This is a genomic window from Variovorax sp. GW823-FHT02B07 (assembly GCF_058797695.1).
Genome location: NZ_JBXAJX010000002.1, coordinates 804357 through 822321, shown reverse-complemented (window position 1 = coordinate 822321; position 17965 = coordinate 804357). Strand labels below are relative to the sequence as shown.

The window sequence follows — 17965 nt, the reverse complement described above, 5'->3', positions numbered from 1 at the left end:
CGCTGACCGTGCCGAATCGCCTTCCCCCGTTCTCGCCCCGAGCCTCAAGTTCGGCGCTGTGGGGTTCCGGTAACGATGATCGGATCGACGGGATCCATGCGGACGGCAGCGCGCGGGAAGTCGAAAAGCTCCTCAGGATTGGCGGCAAGGATCCTCTCGATGGCGCTTGCATCGTGGTCAAACCAGGTCGCCAGAGCATTGAGCAAGACGCCGGCGTCCTGCTCAACCGAGAAGCCCACATGGGGCCAGTCGGTTCCCCAGACCATGCGAGTTGGCGCTTCCGAGTACAAGCGCTGGGCGCGGCGGGCGATGCGAGGATCTCGAAGGTTGGCCGACAGGCGATAGCCGATCAGCTTGACCCACACACGGCCCGTTGAGAGCAGCGACGACAAGACGCGCTCAGCCTCGCCGGACTGCGCCCCCAAGGACAACCCACCGAGATGGTCGACGACCAGCGTGCAGGGCAACTGCTCCAGCGTTGACTTGAGCGAGGGCCACCGATCCTCCCTGGGAAGAATCTCGGCATGCCAACCACGGTCCGCCAGCTTCGGCGCCAGGACCTTCAGGTCATTGAGATCGACGGTACCGCCAAGCTGGCCCGACATGATGAATCGCATTCCCCTGACGCCCGTGGCGTGCCAGGCATCGAGTTGCGCATCGGTCGTTTCCGCATCACCCACCACGACGCCACGCAGCACCTGCGGCTCAGCGCGCAGCGCTTGCTCGACGGCGCGGTTGTCCTTGCCATACACGCTGGCTTGAACGACCACCGATCGCTCGAACTTGATCGATCGGCGCAAGCGGCGCAGTTCCGCCGGCGGTGCCGGTGCGGGCTCGTAGCTCGCGTCCGGCACCGTGTTCAAGAAATCTTCAGGCGTGACATGGCAATGAGAATCGCACGCCCGCGCGGGGACCTGAAAGTCGGGGGCCGCATAGTTCTCCGGCGGCGGCAGGCAGGCTGCTGTCAATTGCATCGTTCTTCTCCAGACACAGTGAGCGGTTTCCAGGAAATCAAAGGCATTCGCTCGCCGCCGAACGCTTGTCGATGACAACGTCGGTGAGCGCCTTGCGATGCAGGTAGCAGTGCACGTTGCGCACGACGGTTTCAACCCGGCGCGTTTCCAGTGCATCCGTCCATCCCGCGGCATGCGGCGTCATCACCAGGTTGTCCAACGTCTCGAACGCCAGGCTGCCGGGCGCGCCCACCATCGAAGACGGCGGCGGATACGTGTACCAGGTGTCAACGATGGCACCACGAATTTCGCGCCGTTGAAGCGCTCCAAAGAGTGACGCCTCGTTGACGACTGGCCCGCGTGCAACGTTGATGAGGATGGCGTTCGACTTCATGCGAGACAGCTCATCCTTGTCGATCAGGTTCAGCGTTTCTGCGCCACCCGGTACACACAGAAGAACATAGTCGCTCTGCGCAAGGAGGGTCGGCAGAGCCTCCATGCCGCGCCACCAGTGCAGCTCGCGGGAGACGCCGGGCGATCGACTCACGGCGATCGCCTGCATTCGAAACGCAGTGGCCAATTGAGCGACACGCTGGCCGATTCTTCCGTAGCCCACCAAGCCGATGGTCTTGCCTTGCAACTCGCCGTGCTTGCGACCGACAACGGAGCCACCGCCCCAGGTCCATCGGTGCTGCCGCAATTCGGCATCCATCTCCCGGAACGGAATCTCGGCGTTCAAGATGGCGCCCATCACGTACTCGGCAATGGGATCGCTGCCGTTGCTGACGTTGCAGACCACCGAGTTGGCTGGCACCCACTCGGAGCGCAACCAGTCGACACCCGAGAACGGGAGAATGGTCAGGCCGAGCCGGCGGCTGGCGGCGAAGGTCGCTTCGACACCGAGGCCTTGTGCGTGTCGCGCCCATTCGGCAGATCCGATCAGGATTTCGGCCACGGCTGCCTTGCGCGTCAAGCCTTCCGTGCCCTCCTCGGCGCACCATGACTCGGCAACCCAACCGGGACCGAGACAGGCCAGCAGAGGTTCCTTGAAGACCTGGCTGTAGCGCCCAGCCAGTAGCAGCGTGCGAGGTGTTGGTGTCATGGCCTTCATACCTTTGGGATACCCAGTCGATCGACCAACTGCTTGTAGAGCGCAATGTCGGCAGCGATCAACGCCTTGGTCTGCGCTGCGGTGCGATAGACGTAGCCGAGGTCTCGCTCGCGGAGCCAATCCTGCGTCGATCGCAGCCTGGCGGCCTTCGCCAGCACCGTGGCGTAGTAGTCAACCACATGATCCGGAGTGCCTGCAGCTACCGCAGCGACGATCCAGGATTCACCGGTATAGCCCCTGACACCGAGTTGCGCGGTCGTCGGCACACCCGGGAGCGAGGCGAGCGGCTGGCTTGCACCAAGCACAAGACCTCGCAATTTTCCCGACCGGATGAGGGCATGGGCTGCCGACACATCCAGCATTCCAACGTCGACGGCGTTTGCCAACAAGGCGGAGGCCACCTCACTGCCACCCTTGTACGGAATGGCCGTCATCTTCATGCCCACTGTCTCGTTGAGCCATTCGGCTTGCAGCTGCAAGGCCGTGGAGCCGGTGCCCAGGTTCAGGGTCCTGGGATGAGCCTGTGCTTTCAGGACCAGGTCTTCGAAGCTCTTGATTCCCGAGGATGCCCCCGTCACAAGCACAACGGGCCCCGTTGCCAGGACGCCCACTGGTACGAAGTCCGTCAGGGGATCGTAGGGCAAGCTCTTGGCGATGGCGGCGTTCACTGCAAGCGTCGACGAACTCCCGATCAGCAGTGAATATCCGTCGCGCGCAGATGCGAGCACGTTCTGTGCACCGATCAGGCCACTTGCGCCAGGCCTGTTGTCAGGAACCACCGGCTGACCCGAGAGTTCTGCCAGAGCCTTGGCATACAGGCGGCCGACGAGATCGGCGGCGCCCGATGGAGGAAATGGAATGACCATGCGAATGGGCCGCACGGGAAAGGCATCGCTCTGCGCCGACGCCGCCCATGCACCTGCAGTCCACACCGCCAGACCGGCGGTCACGAGCTGCATGGCGGATCGCCGACTCAGGTGGGTCGAGCGATCAGGAGCCACTGGATGTCTCTCGGTAAGTGTTCGATTCATATCGTGTCCCGTGAATGTTCAATGCGCCCTGCACTGACAGATCAAGCGAAGGTCCAGGCTCCGCAACGCTGCGGGCCTGATGTAGAAGGCGTTCAACGGCCCTGAAACACCGGAACGCGGCGTTGTGCGGCAGCCCTCACGCCCTCCAGAAAGTCGGGATGCCGAAACTGCTCGAGTTGAACCGCGCACTCATGGCGATTCACTTGCATCACGTGGTCCGCGAATCCCGCTCGCAACGTGCGCCTCGTGCTTTGGACGGCACCGGGCGCCGAGCGCGCGATCGCTTCCGCCATGACCAGTGCCGTGGCAAACGGGTCTTGATCCTCCGAAAGAGCGTCGATCAACCCCAGCGCCAATGCCTGTTGCGCACTGACCCGCTCGCCCGTGTAGAGCATCCAGGCTGCCTTTTGCGCCCCCACGATGCGCGGCAAGGTGAGGCTGATTCCGAAACCGGGATGAATGCCCAGTCGGTTGAAGTTGGCGCTGAACCGGGACTGGGGCGATCCCACGCGGAAGTCGGCGACCAGGGCAAGCCCCAATCCGGCACCGATGGCAGCGCCCTGTATCGCCGCAACGATGGGTTTCCGGTTCGAAAAAAGCCGCATGGCCTGCGCGTAGAACGGCGACGGGTCGAGCGCCGTGCTGTTTTCGGTTTGATCGAAATTCGCTCCAGCGCAAAACACGCTGCCGCCACTGCGCAGAACGATCGAGCGGCAATCCTCGACAGCATCGAGATGCTCGAAACTGTCGGCCAATTCCTTGACGAGCTCGACGTCGACGAAATTGTGCGGGGGATTGTTGATTTCGAGCACGGCAACATGCCCTGTGAGTTCACAGCTGACACGACAAGCATTCATGAAAAGTACCCTCGAGTGCTATTGCGCGGAAACTTCATGACGCCACAGTGCGTGCTCGTCGTGCAGCCGTCGGCGCTGAACCTTGTTCACTCCGGTGTCGCGAGGGAGGCTCGCGATCTGGATGATTTCAACGGGCCGCATGATGCTCGGCAGACGCTGAATTGCCGCGAGCGTCTTCTCCAGGTCAATTCGAGGATCTGCAATCCACAAGACGACGCGTTGACCGCTCACCGCGTCCGCTCTCGACCAGATCGCGAACTCGGACAACTCCGCTTCTCTTTCCAAAGAACGTTCCACGAAATCGATCGGAACGTATTCGCCGTTGACTCGAATGGATTCGCTCATCCGCTCGATGAAGACAAGGTTTCCAAGGTGGTCAACGCGGCCTCGGTCGCCCGTGTGAAACCAGCTGTCGGCATCCGTCGAGGGGTCCAACATTCCGTCGCGAAGGTAGCCAGAAAACAGCGTGTCCGCCTCCCGCGCTCTGACATGGATTTCACCCTCTTCGGATATCTTGAATTCGGCGTCGAAACGCACGCGCCCGGCGTAGTGGGTAGGGCCTTCTTCCGCCAATGAGCGGTCGCCTGCACGGACATGCCATGTATGACAAAGCCCACCGGCTTCGGTGGACCCATACGCCGTGATTCCAATGGGGATTCCGAACATGCCCAGGAATTCGCTGATGGCGCCAAACACCACGCGCACCTGATGGCCCGCGCTTGCGTCGACATCCGCTTCCTTCATCAGCATCTGAAGGGGCGTGACATGCAGAACGAGTGCGGTCGCGCCGATCTGCTTCACGGTGCTCCAGAAGTTCTGTGCGGCAAAACGCTGTGTCCCCAGAACGCCCGCGCCTGCAGTCCAGGCCGCCACGACACCGTAGCCCAGAGGGTTGATATGGAACATCGGCATCGGCGCAAAGACAACGTCATTGCGAACGTAGCCGAGAGAGTCGGCGATGAAGCGGCCCAGCCTGATGAAATAAGAGTGGCTCAGTGCGCAAAACTTGGGGCGACCCGAGGTGCCCGAGGTATGCATATAGCACGCGATCTCCGAGCCGTCGCAGGCCAGCCCCGTCAAGAGCGCATCGCCCTCGACCGGCACACCTGGTTCGACCGATCTTGGGACCTCGGCACTCTTTACAGCCAAATGACCGGACCACGCGTTCCGTGCATCAATAGAAGCCCAGTTCGGATGAATGGGTGCGCGGTACGTGTCATCGAAAAATGCAACGGCATCTGGATTCAGATCGAGCAGCATTTCCCTGATCAGGTCTTGAGGGTAGTGCGGATTGATGAGTGCCGTACGGATGCCGTGCAACTGGCAAGCCATCCAGAAGATCAAGTAGTGCTCGCTGGTGACCCCAACAAAAGCGACTGTTTGCCCCTTGAGGATGGCGCCAGACATTGACGCGCAAAGCGCCTGCGCCGTCTTGAAAGCATCTGCCATGGGGGCCGACACCTTGTCCGTGCCGAACACCGCTTCAGGCGATCGTCGAACTGCGTCCTGGATCAAGAGCGCCAGATTGCGGATATTTTGATTGAGCATTGCTTGGGTTCTCTGCAGAATATTTGAAGCATTTCGCCACCCCTCTCTTCTTCAGAAGAAGATGGGCAGCGACCTTTTTGTCAGTCGACCGATTTGCAGGATTTTTTAATCAGCCCAACTCCATTCGGCCAATGTATTTACCAATCGTGTTCTTCAATATTTCCACCGACCCTCCTCCGATCTCCGCAACCTTGGCATCACGCCAATAGCGATTGAAAGGCGAATTCACAGCCGTTCCGTATGCGCCGCAAACCTGAATAGCCTGGGACGTCACCCGATTGGCAACGGAACAGCAAAACAGCTTTGCTTCGCTGGCGTAGCGCTCGGGCTCGCGCTGCGCCTCCAATGCGTCAGCCGCCGAGTACAGCAACAGGCGGGCTGCGTCGATGTCCGTGAGCATTTCTGCGAAATACCATTGGATTCCTTGAAAATCGAAGACCGATTGCCCGAAGGCCTTTCGGTTTTTGACGTAGGCAAGGGATTCATCAAATGCCGCACGCGCCATGCCGATGACCATGGCCGCGTTGAGCGTGCGTGAATAGTTCAGGTTGCGCAGCACGACTTTCAGGCCGCCACCCGGCTCGCCCAGAAGGTATTCATAGGGCAACCGAACGTTCTCGAGTTTGAGTTCCACGTGTGGCCCATTTCGCCCGCCAAAGGTCTCGCTCCTCTCGCCAACGAAGGTGCTTACGCCAGGTATTTCTCGCGGAACTGCAAAAACCCCCAGTCCTTTCTCGGTTTGGGCCAGGATGATGAACAGATCGGCACCACTCCCCGATGTAATGAATGATTTTTGACCGGACAGGATCCAGTGATCATTTTCGAGCACCGCTTTGGTGTCCAAGGAACGGATGTCGCTGCCATGATTTTGCTCAGTCAGTGCATACGCTGCTGTCAGGCCCTGGGAAAATTTCGGCAAGAATTCTCTTTTCAACTTTTCATTTCCAGATCGCAAAATTGCGTTCTGCGCCTGAAAGTTCGAATTCAATGAAATCCCGACCGAGGCGCTGGCGGCACCGATTTCCTCGAAAAACGAAACCACTCGCCGGAATGAGCATCCGCCACCCCCATATTCTTTGGGGACGATCAGCGCATTCAGACCCTGTTTGGCCGCTTGCTCCACAACATCGGAAGGGTATGCATCATTCCGATCGAGTTGAGCCGCAGCGGGCTTCGCGTAGGTTTCGGCAAAGGCGCGAAATTCATTCACGGCCTGTGCAGGTTCAAATTCCGTCCACAGCGGCATCTTTCGTCTCCTATCTTGTCAATCAAGGGGTAAAGTTTTTGATTCCGTATCAACCAGAAATCGGCGGGCTGTAATTCGCTCGGCCCGTACGGTGGAAATTGAGAGCAACTCGCGCACGGTTGCATCGCGTGGCCGGCGGATTCAGCCTGGAGAGAGCTCGGCGCAGAAGCGCTGGATGCGCTTGCAGGCTTCGACCAGGCTCTGCGTACTCGCGGCGTACGAAACGCGGAAGTGACCGGGCATGCCGAATGCGCTTCCATGCACAACGCTGACGCCTTCTGCGGCAAGAAGCTCCAGCGCGAATGTCGCGTCGTCCTGAATCGGCTTGCCGCTGGGCGCTCGTTTCCCGAAGGTTCCGGCGCACGATGGAAATACATAGAAGGCGCCCTCTGGCCGTGCGCATGCGAGGCCAACGCAGGCATCGAGTTGGTCGACGACCAGGTCTCGGCGTTGCTTGAAGACTTCGCGCCTCGCCGCGAGAAAATCTTGTGGGCCTTGCAGCGCCGCCACAGCCGCCCATTGCGCGACGGAACTGGCGGCGGATGTCACCTGCCCCTGGACCACGTCCATCGCCTTGATCAAGGAGGCCGGCCCGGCGCCATAGCCGATGCGCCACCCCGTCATCGCATAGGCTTTCGAAACGCCATTGACGATCAACGTCCGCTCCCGCAGCCGCGGCTCGACGCCCGCAATGGTTGCGAACTCGAACGCGTCGTACACCAGGTGCTCGTAGATGTCGTCGCTCATGACCCACACGTGCTCATGACGCAGCAGGACCTCTGCGAGCGCACGAAGTTCATCGCGCGAATAGGCTGCGCCGGAGGGGTTCCCTGGCGAGTTGAGAACCACCCATTTCGTTTGGGGAGTGATGTGCCGCTCGAGCGCTTCCGGTGTCAGCTTCAGGCCGTTGGCGGCGGTCGTCTGCGCAATGACGGAGGTCGCTCCGCACATGGCCACGAGCTCCGGATACGAGACCCAGTAGGGCGCGGGAATCAGCACCTCGTCGTGCTCGTTGAGCGTGGCCATGAAAGCATTCGCGATGACCTGCTTGCCGCCATTGCTGATGATGATTTCATCGCGCGTGTAGACAACACCGTTCTCCCGCCGGAACTTCTCGACGACGGCATCACGCAACTCGGGAATGCCATGGGTCGGCGTGTACCTGGTCTTGCCGCCAGTGAGTGCGCGGATGGCAGCCACCTGAACATGCTCGGGTGTCTCGAAGTCGGGCTCGCCCGTGCTGAGCGCAATCACGTCGCGGCCTTGCGCTGCGAGCTCACGAGCCCGCTGCGTGGCGGCAATGGTGCTCGACGGTTTGATGCGAGCCAGAGACTTGGAAAGAAAATTGGACATGACGACTCCTGTGCAGCTACGCACAATCGGCTTGATCGGAATGCGGACGGGACTCAGGGGCGCCGAACTTCGGCGATGAATTTCCGGGCGCGGGGGTGTTGTGGATTGGCGAAGAATTGATCGGGAGCGGCACGCTCGACGATCGCCCCCGCGTCCATGAACAGGATTCGGTCGGCCACTTCTTTCGCGAAACCCATCTCGTGGGTCACGCACATCATGGTCATGCCATCCAAGGCCAGCTGCTTCATCACTGCCAGGACCTCACCCACCATCTCAGGGTCCAGCGCGCTCGTGGGCTCATCGAAAAGCATCACCGGCGGACGCATCGCGAGCGCTCTGGCAATCGCCACACGCTGCTGCTGGCCTCCCGAGAGCTGTGGCGGGTAGGCATCCGCCTTGTGCGCCAAGCCAACCTTCACCAGCAACTCCATTGCGCGCTCGCGCGCCTCGCTCTGGCTCACCTTCGCCACCGTCATGGGCGCCAGCTCGAGATTGCGCATGACACTCAAATGGGGGAAGAGATTGAAGCTCTGGAAGACGAAGCCAATGCGACTGCGCAAGCTGTTCACGTCAGTCTTCGGGTTGTGCACGTCTTCGCCGTTGACCATGACGCGGCCCTTCGAAATCGGCTCCAGCCGATTGACTGTGCGGATCAACGTGGACTTGCCGGAACCCGAGGGCCCGCACACCACCACCACCTCGCCTTGCTTGACGGTTTCGTTGATCTGGTTGAGGGCTTGATAGCCGCCGTAGAACTTGTCCACGTTGTCGAAGGTGATCATGTCGTGGCCTCTTTGGACACCAGGCGCTGGAGGGGGGTCGGCACGTCGGGCGTGCAGCGTGCTTGGTTCAACTTCTTCTCCAACCGGGAGACAGCCAATCCCAGCGCCCAGCAGAGGACGAAATAGGTGATGGCCAGAATCAAATACACCTGAAATGGGCGGGTGAGCAGTTGGGCGTTGATCTGGTAGGCCGAGTAGGTCAGTTCGCCGACGCTGATGATGTAGCCGAGCGACGTGTTCTTGATCAGGTTGATCAACTGGTTCAGGATGCTCGGAATCATGTTGACGAGTGCCTGCGGCAGGATCACCTTGCGCATCGTTGCAAAGTAGGTCATTCCCAACGATCGAGCGGCCTCGACCTGGCCCTTGGAGACGGCCACGATGCCCGCCTTCACGACCTCCCCCATGAAGGCGATCTCGTAGACGACAAGGGCGACGATCAAGGTGGTGATCCCGGAGATGCTGTGCCCCACGACCATCGGCACGATGAAGTAGGCCCAGAAGATCAGCATCAGGACAGGCAGGCCGCGCACGGCATAAACGACAGCGGTCGCCGGGTACTGAACGGCCTTGATGGAGGACGTCCGGGCCACCCCCATCACGATGGCGAGGGGAAACGAAAGCAGCAGCCCGGACACGGCGAGAAACAGCGTGAGCGCCAAGCCGCCAACGGGGCCATTCGGGAACTGGCCGACCAGGAGCAGAAGGCCATAGTCACGAAGGATGTCGATCATCGGACACCTCGCAGCGGATCCAGGCGAACGCTCCAGGCGTGGCCGATGCCCATCAGCGCGAACGAACAGACCCAGTAGAAGATCGACGCGATGGCGTAGACCTCGAAGGTGCGAAAACTCTCGCTCTCGATCTGGTGGGCCGCATAGGTCAGTTCGGCGAGGCCGATCGCCATGGCCAAGCTCGTTGCCTTGAACAGCCCGAGGGACTGGTTGGTCAAGGGCGGCACTGCGACGCGAAGTGCCTGCGGAAGAACGACGAAGCGCATCGCCTTGGCGTAGGACAAGCCCAGAGCTCGCGCTGCCTCCATCTGCGTGGGCGACAGGGACCGCACACCACTGCGCAGATCCTCCGACATGAAGGCCGCCGCGTTCAGCGTCAGCGCGATCCAGACGAAGATGAATTCGCTCCCATGGGCGTTGATCCACGCCTGCCAGGCCTCAGGCAACACCTGAGGCACGCCGAAGTACCAGATGAAGATCTGGACCAGGCCAGGCACGTTCCGGTGATAGCCAACGAACCCTTTGGAGACGGCCTGGAGTCCGGTCAAACCAGACTGCCGCATGGAAACGACGACAAGTGCCAGCAGGAGGCCCGACACCCATGCAGCGGCGAAGAGCACGAGTGTGTTGCATGCGCCGGCGATCAACCAGTCCAGATAGCGGCCGTTCAACACGGCCCCGAATTTCAGATCAAGCATGGATGCGCTCGTGGCTCTGATTTGCGAACTTGATCAGAATGCACTGAGGGGCGTCAGCTTCTTCTCGCGAGCGATCTTCAGCTTCGTGTCGGGCCCGAACCACTTGCGCCACAACGCGTCGAGTTCTCCAGACGACTCCATGTCGCGCAATGCCTTGTTCACCGCATCGAGCAGTTCGCTCTCGCCCTTCTTCACACCCAGGCCCGTGGGCTCGTAGACGAGGGACTCGTCGAGGAAGCGGAATTTGCCCGAACTTTCGTGGAGCAGTCGCGCGCCGGGTGCTTGAGAAATGGCATATGCCTGAACCTTTCCCTGTGCGAGTGCCAGAAAGGCCATGGTGCCGTCCTGGTAGGTCACCACTTCGGAACCCGCAAGCTTGTTGCGAGCGTTGAGCTCCGAGGTCGAGCCCTTGTTGGCGGCGATCTTCTTCCCGGCAAGGTCGGCGAACGTCTGGATGGGCGAATTGCTCGCCACGATGATCTTCAAGGGCAGCTGATAGTAGATGTCCGAAAAGGCGATCTGCTCGGCACGCTCCTTCGTGTAGCCCAGGGAGGCCGCCACCACATCCACACGCCCCAGCGCCAACTCGGGAATGCGGGCTTCGACGGAAATCGGGCGGTGCTCCAGTTCAACGTGGAGGTGCTTTGCGAGGCTCTTGCACGTATCCACGTCGAAGCCGACGTACTCGCGGGTGGCAGGGTTCTGAAACGCAAGGGGTTCCGCCCCCGTCAGCGTGGCGCACACCAGCCTGGAGCGCGCCTTGATGTCGCTGAGACGATCGGCCTGTGCCGTGGTGGCGCAGACGCAAAGAGCGACGGCGATGACGCGAGTGAAAGTCAATCGGAACATGAGCGCAACTCCTGAAGCGGCTTGATGCCAGAGGCCTAGAAATGAGGTGGAAGCCCGCATTCTGGAGACTTTGAAAAATTAAAAAAAACGATTTATTTTTATAGAATTGCATCTGTTTTACACATATACCAAGGGGGAACCCGCAGTGCATGAAGTCCCACCGGCAGAACGAACATGATCTCGTTCAAGCAACTTGAAGCGATCTATTGGGTGGTCAAGCTTGGCGGCTTCTCGCAGGCCGCCGAGAAGCTTCACACCACGCAGTCGGCGATCTCGCGGCGAGTCCAGGAACTGGAGAGCCTCCTGGACACTTCACTGTTCGACCGCTCTTCACGCGCGGCCCGATTGACGGAGAAGGGGCAGCAGACCTTTGCAATCGCAAAGCGGCTTCTTGCCCAGCGCGACGAAGCGATGGAGCAGCTTGCACAGGCACAGGTGGTCGAGCGCAGGCTGCGGATCGGCCTGACCGAACTCACCGCAATGACCTGGTTCCCGCGGCTGGTGGGCATGATGCAGGTCCATCACCCCCGCGTTGTCCTGGAGCCCGACGTCGACGGCAGCGTGACCATTCGCAAGAGACTCCTGGCCGACGAGATCGATCTGGCGATCGTTCCCGACGCGGAAGACGACAGCCGGATCACCAAGAAAGCCATCGGCAAGGTGGTCAGTGCCTGGATGTGCAAGCCCGGCCTGCTGCCTGCGGACAGGACGTTGCGCCTCCACGAGCTGGCCTCGCATCGAATCCTGACCCAGGGCAGCCGCTCGGGGGCAGGCCTCGCCTCGGAGAACTGGTTCAAGTCTTTCGGCCTCACGCCGAAGCAATCGCTACCCAGCAACAGCATCATTGCCATCATCGGCATGACCGTGGCCGGAATCGGGATCAGTCCCCTTCCTCGCGATTGCCTCGCCCCCATGGTCGACCTGGGCTTGCTGCAACCCCTCAAGGTCACGCCCGCAATCCCCGACATCACCTACGTCGCAATGAGCAGGAGCGAGCAGCGAAGCACGTTGATCGACTCCACGGTGCTGCTTGCACAGGAGTGCTGCGACTTCACGCAGGTTTTCCAACCCGGCGCCATCCCCGCCGACGCCCCGGCACCCCCCAGCTATTGATCGGACTTCGGGAAGCCGCGGCCATGCTGGGCACCGACGACGAGCAGGCCATCCAGCAGAACTTCGAGCGCATGCGCTTTCGCCCCGGGCGGGACCGCATCGCCTGCCCCTTGCTCGTGCTGCACGGCGGTGCCGATCCACTGGTTCGAATGGAAGACCAGCAACCCTTCCTGGACGCCGTGACGAACTCCGACGTCACCTTGCGCGTGTGGGACGACGGCGAGCACACGATCTACAACCATGCGGCGCAGCGGACTGCCTTCGTGGCGGACTGGTTTGCCCAGCGGCTCGCGCCGGGTTGACGCTTCGCCCCGGCCCCTCAAAGCACCGCAGCCTCATCCCCCTGCGCACCATCGTCCAGCACCGGCACCTCGCTGGCCACCAGCGGCTTGCCGATGGGCGCGCCGGCCTTCCCCACCTGGACCGCCGCCATGTCGGCATCGTTGGGGTACTGCCCCGCAATCCAGTAGTCGAACACCCGCCGGACGATCGGTGCCGCGTGCGCCGCACCGAAGCCCGCGTTCTCGACGATCGCGGCCACCGCGATGGTCGGGTCTTCGGCCGGGGCGAATGCCATGTACAGCGCGTGGTCGCGCTGGCGCGCCTCCAGGGCCTTGCCGCTCGCGCGCGCCTTCGGGCTCAGGCCCACGGCCTGCGAGGTGCCGGTCTTGCCGGCCGAGGTGTACGCGGCGCCCGCGAACACGCGCGTGCCGGTGCCGCCCTTGGTGACCGCCACCATCGCGTCGCGCACCACCTCGGCGTGCTTGCGCGCATAGCCCAGGTCCTGGGCTGGGGGTTGGACCTGCCGCACCACCTCGCCGGTCGCCGTGTCGCGGATGGCCCGCACCAGGTGCGGCTGGTAGCGCACGCCGCCGTTGGCCAGCGTGGCATTGGCCGAGGCCAGCTGCAGCATCGTGAAGCTGTTGTAGCCCTGGCCGATGCCCAGCGAAATCGTCTCGCCCGGGTGCCAGGTCTTCATGTCGGCGCGCCGGTAGGCCGCGCGCTTCCACGCCCTGCTGGGCAGCACGCCGCGCGACTCGCCCTGCAGGTCGATGCCGGTGAACTGCCCGAAGCCCAGGGGCGCCATGAAGTCGTGGATCAGGTCCACGCCCATCTCGGCGGCCAGCGAATAGAAGTACGTGTTGCTCGAAAACTGGATGGCGCGGTGCATGTCGACACCGCCCAGTCCGCCCCGGTGGCTGCGGAAAGTGCGCCCGCCGAAGTTGTAGAAGCCCGGGTCGTTCTCCACCTTGTCCGCGCTGCGCTTGCCGGTCTGCAGCGCCGCCATCGCCATGAAGGGCTTGTAGGTGGAGCCCGGCGGGTAGGTGCCGCGCAGCGCGCGGTTCAGCAGCGGATTGTCGGGCGACTCGGTCAGCGCCTTCCAGTTCTCCGTGTCGATGCCCTCGACGAACAGGTTGGGATCGAAGGTGGGCTTGCTCACGAAGGCCAGCACCTCGCCGGTCTTCGGGTCGATGGCCACTAGCGCGCCCCGGCGTTCGCCGAACATGTCTTCCACGAGCTTTTGCAGCTTGATGTCGAGCGACAGCATCACCGTCTGCCCCGGCCTGGCGGGGTGGCGCGACAGGCGGCGCACCGCGTGCCCGCCGGCCGAGGTTTCCATCTGCTCCACGCCGGTCTGGCCGTGCAGCGCCTTTTCGTAGCTCTGCTCGATGCCGACCTTGCCGATGTAGTCGGTGCCCCGGTAGTTGGCGCGCTCGTCTTCCTCCCAGTCGTCCATCGCGGTCTTCTCGCGCTGGTTGATGCGGCCGATGTAGCCGATCACGTGCGCGCCCACCTCGCCGTGCGGGTAGGTGCGAAACAGCCGCGCCCGGATTTCCACGCCGGGGAAGCGGTAGCGCTGCGCCGCGAAACGCGCCACCTCTTCGTCGCTCAGGCGGGTGCGGATGGGCAGGGAGTCGAAGCTGCGCGAATCCTCGCGCAGGCGCTGGAAGCGGCGGCGGTCCCTGGGCGTCACTTCGAGCAGCTCGCCCAGCTCGTCGATGACGGTGGCGATGTCGCTCACCTTCGACGGCGTGATCTCCAGCGTGTAGGCCGCGTAGTTGGACGCCAGCACCACGCCGTTGCGGTCCAGAATCTGCCCGCGGTTGGGCACCACGGGGACGATCGCGGTGCGATTGCTCTCGGCCCGGTCCGCCAGCGTTTCATGGCGCACCACCTGCAGGTAGACCAGCCGCGCGCCGATCAATCCGAATCCGAACAACACCGCACAACCGACCACCACCACGCGGCGGCGAAAAAGAGCGAGCTCGGCGGCGGCATTGCGGATTTCATTCATCGGGCGAAACGGGGGGAAAGAAGCGGAGAAGCCAGATAGGAGGCCCTGCTCGCCCGAAGGTTCCGCGTCGGCGGTCGACGAGACGCGATCGTCCGCTCAGGCCCACGCCTCTTCGGCACCGATGCGAACCTGGCGGGTCGGCACCACCTGCTTGAGGCCGTACCCCGTGCGCTCGTCCCCTTCGGAGATCAGCCGCACCATGGCCTCGCGCAGCGCGGGGCACACGCCTGTGCCTGCGTGCAGGTCGCGAAAGAAGCGCATCGTGGCGCCCGCCACCACCTCGGCCATCTGCACGCCGGCCGCTTCGTGCGACTGCCTGAAATCGAGGGCGGCCACGTCCTCGAAGCGGTGGTCGGACGGAGGCGTGCACAGCAGTTCCATCGCACTCTCCGGTCCTTCGGCGGCGGCCCTCCCCTGCCCCAGGATGCGCTGCACCTCGAAATTCTGGTCGTGCACCAGCCGGACATCGGCCAGGCAGTGCCGGTAGTAGAGGTCGATCCGGGCGTAGATGCGCATGAACGACGCCAGGTTCGGCAGCGTCCAGGCCTGCGTCGAAGCCGTGTTGAGTTCGGGAGGCGGAAGAAACTCCAGCCAGGGCTGGTGCTGGGCCCCACTCAGCGCGTGGTACTCGGTGTTCGCCGCTTCGACGATGCGACCGAACCCCTTGGCGACCTGCGCCGCGGCCTCTTCCTCCTCGGCGGTTTGCGTGGCCAGCTCGCGCAGGCTGGCAAAGGATGCGTGAAGTGTTCCAGCCTCCGGCGTCAGGCAGGACGCGACGAAGCTGTCCAGCACCTGCGCATCGGCATGGACGTGCAGGAAATCCGCGACGGCGTTCCTGAGGAAGTCGAGCCGCATCGACTCGGGGTAGCCAAGGCAGGACGGCAGCAGCTGGAACGACGTGATGCAGCTGCAGATGAAGTAGCGCTTGTCGACCAGCTCGACAAAAAGCGGGGCCCGCCGGTCGAGCAAGGCGTGGATCACCGCCGCGGAGAACTCCGGCCTGGATGCCAGCGATCGGGCACCGGGTTCGCCCGAAGGAATGCGATGGCGATCGCGCAACGACTGGAGGCGCGCATCCCACTCCTCTTCGTCCTGCAGCCCGACGCCCGCCAATGCAAAGTAGGGCTGCCGCTTGAAGTCGTAGCCCGTGCCGCTGCCGACCATGTCGCCACTGTGGCCGCTTTCGTCGATGTAGATGGTGGTCATGGCGCGGGGCGAACGCCTCGCGTCGGGTCCCCCTTCGGCCTTGCGAGGCGGTGCGGGACGGCGGCGGGGCGAAGCACCTCCAGTTCTTCATCGACGCCGAGCCGATCGCTCAGGACGAAGCGCAGTTCGCGCAAGGGTGCTTTGTAGGTCGCAGGAGGTGACATGCAAGAATGACGAGTGCGCGCGTTGGCCTTGGATTGAAGTGAGGTTCGGGGCTCGCGGCCACCGGCTGCCTTGGGTTGAAAGAAGTCTAGGAAATCGACCGGGCAGGCATGTTCAGTTTTCGGGACGCGCCCCGAGGCCTTGATTTCCCTCTGCAACGAGGCCCTCCTCCTTGCGTGCGCCGTCCCGGTGTTCGCTTTTCAGCCATGACGACCGCCCTCAAACCCCGACGCAAGCCCTCCCAGTCACGCGCATGGATGACCTCCATCGCCATCCAAGACGCCTTCGTGCTCCTGCTGCTGGAAAAGGGCTACGAGAAGACGTCGATGCGCGACATCGCCAACGTGGCCGGCGTCAGCGTCGGGAGCGTCTACCAGTACTTCCCCGGCAAGGAAGCGGTCGCGGCCATGACCGTGCGCACCTGGGTGCGCAAGCTCTCGACGGCGCTGTCGAGCGCGGTGGACGACGTCGTCCAGGCGGAAGGCCAACGCACGCTGAGCGAGATCACGCGTCTGCTGGCGCAGACCCAGGTGCACACGATGCTCGAGGGCGGCGGGCGCTGGCGGGTGCTGAGCTCCATCGAGCGCCGCGTCTCGCCGCAGCTCGTCTACAACCGCCTGTACCAGCACAACGTCAACCTCTTCGGCAAGGCACTGACGTGCGCGGTGGACTGGCCCGAAGGGCTGCACGATGCGCGCGTGGCCTTCGGCGCCTACACCGTCGTCGATGCTTTGGTGAAGCAGACGCTGCTGGTGAGCGCCGTGTTGCCGAGCGCGGACGTCATGGTTCAGGAGGTCCTGCTTGCATTGGACGGGTATCTGCAAGCCGTGCGCCAAAGCCACGCGCGCCAGGAATGAGCGCTGGCCCGAATATGCGAGTGGGGGTGCCCAAGCCGGTCAGTGCGGCCATGCTCATGCAGGCCGTCTCCGAATTGATGAGTACAGACGTCACCTCGCAGTTCAATGCGACGACCACGCCAAGGGTCGCGATGTCACCGCCACCATCCGCCATCGTCCCACAGGCCTGAATCCTCGATCGCCTGTCGCGCGAGCTTGTGCTCGCGGGCGCTTTTCAACCCCACCATCAGGCGCTTCAGGGGGCCGGGCTGACGCAGGAGACTCTGGATGTCACCGTGCACCAGCATTGGCATCTGAAACATGGCCAGGCTTTCGAGCGCCGGTGCAGAGGCCACCCAGCTCAGGTCCTTCAGCCCCACGTTGTTGAGGACGATCAGCGCCAGATCCTCGAGCGCAGCCAACGAGGGCAAGCTGGCAAGGTGTGGCTGATCTTGCGCGGTCAACCTTTGCAGCGTCTCCAGTTGGCTGACGACCGACAGGTCCGACAAATCCTTGATCCGCAGCAGTGCCAGGTGTCTCAGGGCGTTCAGGCCCGCAAGCGTGTCCAGGTTCTGCGCGCTTCCGAATCCCAGTTGAAGCGTATGCAGGTGGGGCAGATGCCGTAGAAAGACCAGGTTCGACAGAGGCATCCCCATGAGGGACACCTCATTCAAGGTCGACAGCTTTCCAATCACCTCGAGGCCTCGCGTGTGGCCGGCAACAACGAGTTGTCTCAGATGGGAAAAGCGCTCCAGCCCGAAAAGATCGGTCTTCTTCGTTTTCGTCTTGCCGATTCTGAGTCTTTGCAGGTCTGTGGGCACTGCGTTCAACACATCCAGCGAATCTGCTTCGTACACATCAAAGACGAACTCCTTCAGCTTCGGCAAGGCCTCTACCGCATGCGCATTGCTGACGCGAGTGAGGCAGTCAAGGCTCAACCTTTCGACATGGGGCATGAGCCTCAGGCAAGAAAGATCGCACACACGCGCGTAGCTTCCATACATCCGCCATGTGATGTCCGGCCGATCCCTGAAGAGATCTTCGTTCAGGATTTCCAGCAGCGAAGGCGGTACCTCCTGTGCGGCGGCAAATTGCAGGATGGACACCTCGCCGTTTGCGGCCAGTTGTCGGACCTGTTTTCTTGTCCAATCAAGCTTCAGTTCGATTCGTTCCGACATGGGATTGACGTT

General features: G+C 62.4%; 17 protein-coding genes. 3 read left to right on the top strand and 14 right to left on the bottom strand.

The window, feature by feature from the left end; translation table 11 throughout:
* Positions 1 to 44: 44 nt before the first annotated feature.
* The 11 genes from AC1RGU_RS14990 to AC1RGU_RS14940 all read right to left on the bottom strand — a co-directional run bounded on the left by AC1RGU_RS14990 (position 45) and on the right by AC1RGU_RS14940 (position 11162).
* Positions 45 to 974: an amidohydrolase family protein gene (locus AC1RGU_RS14990; RefSeq protein WP_492696716.1), complete on the bottom strand. Its 930-nt coding sequence runs from the start codon at positions 972 to 974 to the stop codon at positions 45 to 47.
* Positions 975 to 1011: 37 nt separating this feature from the next.
* Entirely contained in the window at positions 1012 to 2064 is a 1053-nt protein-coding gene (locus AC1RGU_RS14985) for an NAD(P)-dependent oxidoreductase (RefSeq protein ID WP_492739301.1), read from the bottom strand.
* The gene (locus tag AC1RGU_RS14980) at positions 2061 to 3023 is read right to left on the bottom strand and encodes a Bug family tripartite tricarboxylate transporter substrate binding protein (RefSeq protein WP_492696714.1); all 963 of its coding nucleotides are present in this window, start codon (positions 3021 to 3023) and stop codon (positions 2061 to 2063) included. Before AC1RGU_RS14980 ends, AC1RGU_RS14985 begins: the two co-directional genes overlap by 4 nt.
* 164 nt (positions 3024 to 3187) lie before the next feature.
* On the bottom strand, positions 3188 to 3907 hold the full coding sequence (locus tag AC1RGU_RS14975; RefSeq protein ID WP_492696713.1) for an enoyl-CoA hydratase/isomerase family protein: 720 nt from the start codon (positions 3905 to 3907) through the stop codon (positions 3188 to 3190).
* Between the two features lie 63 nt (positions 3908 to 3970).
* The gene (locus AC1RGU_RS14970; protein WP_492696712.1) at positions 3971 to 5500 is read right to left on the bottom strand and encodes a class I adenylate-forming enzyme family protein; all 1530 of its coding nucleotides are present in this window, start codon (positions 5498 to 5500) and stop codon (positions 3971 to 3973) included.
* 109 nt (positions 5501 to 5609) lie between these two features.
* Complete coding sequence (locus AC1RGU_RS14965) at positions 5610 to 6746, bottom strand: acyl-CoA dehydrogenase family protein (protein ID WP_492696711.1); 1137 nt, start codon at positions 6744 to 6746, stop codon at positions 5610 to 5612.
* A 141-nt stretch (positions 6747 to 6887) separates the two neighbouring features.
* Entirely contained in the window at positions 6888 to 8099 is a 1212-nt protein-coding gene (locus tag AC1RGU_RS14960; protein WP_492696710.1) for a pyridoxal phosphate-dependent aminotransferase, read from the bottom strand.
* A gap of 53 nt (positions 8100 to 8152) precedes the next feature.
* Entirely contained in the window at positions 8153 to 8881 is a 729-nt protein-coding gene (locus AC1RGU_RS14955) for an amino acid ABC transporter ATP-binding protein (RefSeq protein WP_159276218.1), read from the bottom strand.
* Complete coding sequence (locus AC1RGU_RS14950; protein ID WP_492696709.1) at positions 8878 to 9615, bottom strand: amino acid ABC transporter permease; 738 nt, start codon at positions 9613 to 9615, stop codon at positions 8878 to 8880. The genes AC1RGU_RS14955 and AC1RGU_RS14950 overlap by 4 nt, the downstream gene beginning before the upstream one ends.
* Entirely contained in the window at positions 9612 to 10313 is a 702-nt protein-coding gene (locus AC1RGU_RS14945) for an amino acid ABC transporter permease (protein ID WP_492696708.1), read from the bottom strand. Before AC1RGU_RS14945 ends, AC1RGU_RS14950 begins: the two co-directional genes overlap by 4 nt.
* Before the next feature lie 33 nt (positions 10314 to 10346).
* Positions 10347 to 11162, bottom strand: a complete 816-nt coding sequence (locus tag AC1RGU_RS14940; protein WP_492696707.1) for an ABC transporter substrate-binding protein — start codon at positions 11160 to 11162, stop codon at positions 10347 to 10349.
* A gap of 174 nt (positions 11163 to 11336) precedes the next feature.
* Between AC1RGU_RS14940 and AC1RGU_RS14935 the strand changes: the two genes are divergently transcribed.
* Positions 11337 to 12275: a LysR family transcriptional regulator gene (locus AC1RGU_RS14935; protein ID WP_492696706.1), complete on the top strand. Its 939-nt coding sequence runs from the start codon at positions 11337 to 11339 to the stop codon at positions 12273 to 12275.
* 23 nt (positions 12276 to 12298) lie between these two features.
* A complete protein-coding gene (locus AC1RGU_RS14930) occupies positions 12299 to 12577 on the top strand; it encodes an alpha/beta hydrolase (protein WP_492696705.1) in 279 nt (92 codons plus the stop codon).
* Between the two features lie 17 nt (positions 12578 to 12594).
* Here the strand turns inward: AC1RGU_RS14930 and mrdA are convergent, their stop codons facing one another.
* Both mrdA and AC1RGU_RS14920 read right to left on the bottom strand, forming a co-directional pair.
* Positions 12595 to 14571, bottom strand: coding sequence for a penicillin-binding protein 2 (gene mrdA / locus AC1RGU_RS14925; protein WP_492696704.1), 1977 nt, complete (start codon positions 14569 to 14571; stop codon positions 12595 to 12597).
* 96 nt (positions 14572 to 14667) lie between these two features.
* Positions 14668 to 15777, bottom strand: a complete 1110-nt coding sequence (locus AC1RGU_RS14920) for a DUF3800 domain-containing protein (RefSeq protein ID WP_492696703.1) — start codon at positions 15775 to 15777, stop codon at positions 14668 to 14670.
* Between the two features lie 368 nt (positions 15778 to 16145).
* On the opposite strand from AC1RGU_RS14920, the gene AC1RGU_RS14915 reads away from it, so the two are divergent.
* Positions 16146 to 16796, top strand: a complete 651-nt coding sequence (locus tag AC1RGU_RS14915) for a TetR/AcrR family transcriptional regulator (RefSeq protein ID WP_492696702.1) — start codon at positions 16146 to 16148, stop codon at positions 16794 to 16796.
* Between the two features lie 134 nt (positions 16797 to 16930).
* Here the strand turns inward: AC1RGU_RS14915 and AC1RGU_RS14910 are convergent, their stop codons facing one another.
* Positions 16931 to 17953 (bottom strand): leucine-rich repeat domain-containing protein, encoded by a 1023-nt coding sequence (locus AC1RGU_RS14910; protein WP_492696701.1) that lies wholly within the window; start codon positions 17951 to 17953, stop codon positions 16931 to 16933.
* Positions 17954 to 17965 lie beyond the last annotated feature (12 nt).

Excerpts from the sequence above, each read along its gene's own strand:
- AC1RGU_RS14915 (WP_492696702.1), top strand. The coding sequence starts at position 16,146 with ATGACGACCGCCCTCAAACCCCGACGCAAGCCCTCCCAGTCACGCGCA.
- AC1RGU_RS14940 (WP_492696707.1), bottom strand. The coding sequence starts at position 11,162 with ATGTTCCGATTGACTTTCACTCGCGTCATCGCCGTCGCTCTTTGCGTC.
- AC1RGU_RS14930 (WP_492696705.1), top strand. The coding sequence starts at position 12,299 with ATGCTGGGCACCGACGACGAGCAGGCCATCCAGCAGAACTTCGAGCGC.
- AC1RGU_RS14965 (WP_492696711.1), bottom strand. The coding sequence starts at position 6,746 with ATGCCGCTGTGGACGGAATTTGAACCTGCACAGGCCGTGAATGAATTT.
- mrdA (WP_492696704.1), bottom strand. The coding sequence starts at position 14,571 with ATGAATGAAATCCGCAATGCCGCCGCCGAGCTCGCTCTTTTTCGCCGC.
- AC1RGU_RS14935 (WP_492696706.1), top strand. The coding sequence starts at position 11,337 with ATGATCTCGTTCAAGCAACTTGAAGCGATCTATTGGGTGGTCAAGCTT.
- AC1RGU_RS14980 (WP_492696714.1), bottom strand. The coding sequence starts at position 3,023 with ATGCAGCTCGTGACCGCCGGTCTGGCGGTGTGGACTGCAGGTGCATGG.
- AC1RGU_RS14920 (WP_492696703.1), bottom strand. The coding sequence starts at position 15,777 with ATGACCACCATCTACATCGACGAAAGCGGCCACAGTGGCGACATGGTC.
- AC1RGU_RS14955 (WP_159276218.1), bottom strand. The coding sequence starts at position 8,881 with ATGATCACCTTCGACAACGTGGACAAGTTCTACGGCGGCTATCAAGCC.
- AC1RGU_RS14945 (WP_492696708.1), bottom strand. The coding sequence starts at position 10,313 with ATGCTTGATCTGAAATTCGGGGCCGTGTTGAACGGCCGCTATCTGGAC.
- AC1RGU_RS14960 (WP_492696710.1), bottom strand. The coding sequence starts at position 8,099 with ATGTCCAATTTTCTTTCCAAGTCTCTGGCTCGCATCAAACCGTCGAGC.
- AC1RGU_RS14950 (WP_492696709.1), bottom strand. The coding sequence starts at position 9,615 with ATGATCGACATCCTTCGTGACTATGGCCTTCTGCTCCTGGTCGGCCAG.
- AC1RGU_RS14970 (WP_492696712.1), bottom strand. The coding sequence starts at position 5,500 with ATGCTCAATCAAAATATCCGCAATCTGGCGCTCTTGATCCAGGACGCA.
- AC1RGU_RS14910 (WP_492696701.1), bottom strand. The coding sequence starts at position 17,953 with ATGTCGGAACGAATCGAACTGAAGCTTGATTGGACAAGAAAACAGGTC.
- AC1RGU_RS14985 (WP_492739301.1), bottom strand. The coding sequence starts at position 2,064 with ATGAAGGCCATGACACCAACACCTCGCACGCTGCTACTGGCTGGGCGC.
- AC1RGU_RS14990 (WP_492696716.1), bottom strand. The coding sequence starts at position 974 with ATGCAATTGACAGCAGCCTGCCTGCCGCCGCCGGAGAACTATGCGGCC.